This window comes from Acinetobacter sp. MF4640, assembly GCF_002018895.1.
Lineage (GTDB): Bacteria > Pseudomonadota > Gammaproteobacteria > Pseudomonadales > Moraxellaceae > Acinetobacter > Acinetobacter johnsonii.
In genome coordinates, this window is sequence record NZ_MVOM01000108.1 from 1 (window position 1) to 2638 (window position 2638).

Here is a 2638-nt window from a genome sequence, read left to right on the forward strand (position 1 = left end):
CAATTAATTTGATGGCTTCAGCTTTAAATTCTGTGGTGTAAGTCTTGTGTTTCTTGCTCATGGTAAACTCCTGATGAGTGTGTTTAGTTTACCAAGTTAAAACCTCCTGTTTTTTCAGCACACATCAACCAAACACGTAGTGTTTCAGGAGTACAGCCAATCTTAGGAGCTATTGCTGTGATTGCAGCCCAAGTAGAAGGATAATCTTTCTCGGATTCAATCAATAATTGAACCGCTCTTTCTCTGATTTCAGGGGTATATTTTAATTTTGTCATCGGGATAGTCTCTCAGAATATTGACTCTCCGACAAACCCGGTACGGTTCAGCGCCTCACGGCGCCCTATCTTTTAGAAAAACGTATCTGCCGATACATTAAACCGCTCAGACAATGCCTTAATATGACGAATATTCAGTTGGCGTTTTCCACTTAAAATCTCAGAAATCACAGATTGGGTTGCAACCTCTGATAAGTCAGACTGACCTAAACCATGTTGCTCCATTAGAAAAGCCAAAGCAGCACGGCCATCCCCTTTAACCATAGGAAGATGCTCATTTTCATAATCAGCAACCAAATCACCAAGCTGATGAATAAGCCCCATTAAAGGATGAGACTCGTCATCACCAACGGTATCTAAAAGTTCATCTAAAGCTTCAACAAGTGTATGAAAGTCGTCTTCATTTTCTGGCTTGCTAAGCAATGGTGCAACGTAGTGCCAGTGGTCTACGGCCTGTTTAATCATCGCGTTCATACTAACCTTCCTTCCAATGACCTTGGTCATATTCTTTATGGGACAAGACATGACGAATATACACACGTTTTGCGTGATACATCACGACGGCAATAAGTCGGATCTTGTTCCCGCCAATATCGAATACATGGAACTTTCTAACTTTATCGACCGCTGGAAAGAGCTGTTTCATCTCAGCAAAATCTTTCGGATCGTTTGCCTTTATGATTCGATACCAACCATCTAATGCCGTTTCAGCCTGTGGCCACTTGTGAATTGCTTCTATAATTCGAGCGTGGGTGATCACATGCATAATATTTTATCGCATTTTGCTATAAATCAAGTATAAACCAATTATCGCATTTTGCAATATTGAAGAGCTAGGATGAATAAAGCGCCAAACGGCGCTTTATTCATTATCAGAATACACTTAATCTGATGACCTTAAAAATTCCTGTTCATTAATCTGACTTTTCCCCGTCACATGCAGTTCATAGAATTTACGACTCACATGGACCATGCAACCCAAGTCAATGACTTGATTTAAAGCATGCTTTCCATCTCAAAGGTTTCAGACAACTTAAGCAACCTGTTGATTTATTTAGATCTCTTCTAATGCTTTTACCAATTTAGTTAAGTTATGCTCCGGATCCAGCCACCAATCAACTGTCCACACTGATAATACCTTCCAGCCTAACCCATTTAATACTGTTGGTCTGAGCTGATCACAGTCTCTTGCTGTAGCTGCTTTTGCATAATTTTCACCATCGACTAGAATACCTACAATATAGCTATCTGCATGCAAGTCATCTTTAATAGCAAGATCTACACAGCTATCGCCCTGACCTATTCCGAGGTCAACGCTCCAATATTTTTCTTGAAGCCTATTTTGTAAGTACTTTACAAATTCTTTTTAGTCTGCTGTTTGCTTTGATCAGCATAATTTAAATGCAGCTGACCACTACGAGCAAAAACCAAGAAATCTTTTAGATCCCTTACACCCTCACTATTGGTGCGTGCCAAATTAATTTCTTCTGGAATTAAGGCCGAGACAACATGTAATCCTTGACGAGCACTAGTAATTGCTACATTTAGACGGCGCTGACCACCTTGACGGTTAAGCGTACCAAAATTCATAGATAAGCGGCCATCACGGTCTTTTGCGTAAGTAATTGAGAAATCGATAATATCGCGTTCACCCCTTGCACATTCTCTAAATTTTTACTCTGTACACGACAAATTTCACAGAACCCTTATCCTATCAGGCTTCTGCCTTCTTAAAATTGCCAAAATTTCCTTAAACTCTTCTTTTTTCCCAAAACCAATTAAACGCTGAATCGCCATTTGAACATAGTCTAAACCATAGCGAAATAAACTCATTGAGAGTCGTCCATGCTTCTTTATTTTTATCACTTTTTTTTGATCATGTTGCCATTCACCTGTTAAATAGCACCAACAGAAACCGATAGCTAGCACTGCTATCAATTTCTTGACTCGTCTAGGGTCTGTTAAACGAGTATTTTCAAGATTAAACCCGCGTCCTTTGAGACAACTGAATAAGGTTTCAATTTCCCAGCGTAATGCATAATCCTGAATAGAATTGGCATTAAACTGAGGAGAAACGACGAGTAAAAGTTCTCCATTTTCTAACTGTAGTGCACTTATATATAGTTTCACTCGACCAACCAAAATCCGTCGTTTACGACATTCAATTTGACCAACTTGAAGATGGCGAAATAAATCACTGATTTTATGATTCTTTCCTAAATGATTGGTGACAATAAAGTTTTTTTAACACGAATGCAGAAGTTGATGTCTTGTTCAATTAACCATGTAAACCACTGCTCACCGATAAACTCTCTGTCTGCGAACACATTCACAATACGGTCTTTACCAAAAATGGCTATAAA

Annotated in this window: 2 protein-coding genes and 3 pseudogenes; all 5 read right to left on the minus strand. The window is 39.1% G+C overall.

The window, feature by feature from the left end:
* Positions 1–122: 122 nt before the first annotated feature.
* A pseudogene (locus MF4640_RS18465) lies at positions 123–275 on the minus strand (IS3 family transposase); the annotation flags it as partial.
* A 72-nt stretch (positions 276–347) separates the two neighbouring features.
* A complete protein-coding gene (locus MF4640_RS18475) occupies positions 348–749 on the minus strand; it encodes a helix-turn-helix domain-containing protein (RefSeq protein WP_078390476.1) in 402 nt (133 codons plus the stop codon).
* Position 750: 1 nt separating this feature from the next.
* The gene (locus MF4640_RS18480; protein WP_078390477.1) at positions 751–1041 is read right to left on the minus strand and encodes a type II toxin-antitoxin system HigB family toxin; all 291 of its coding nucleotides are present in this window, start codon (positions 1039–1041) and stop codon (positions 751–753) included.
* Between the two features lie 288 nt (positions 1042–1329).
* Positions 1330–1951: pseudogene (locus tag MF4640_RS19335) on the minus strand (hypothetical protein); the annotation flags it as partial.
* Between the two features lie 19 nt (positions 1952–1970).
* A pseudogene (locus MF4640_RS18495) lies at positions 1971–2638 on the minus strand (IS4 family transposase); the annotation flags it as partial.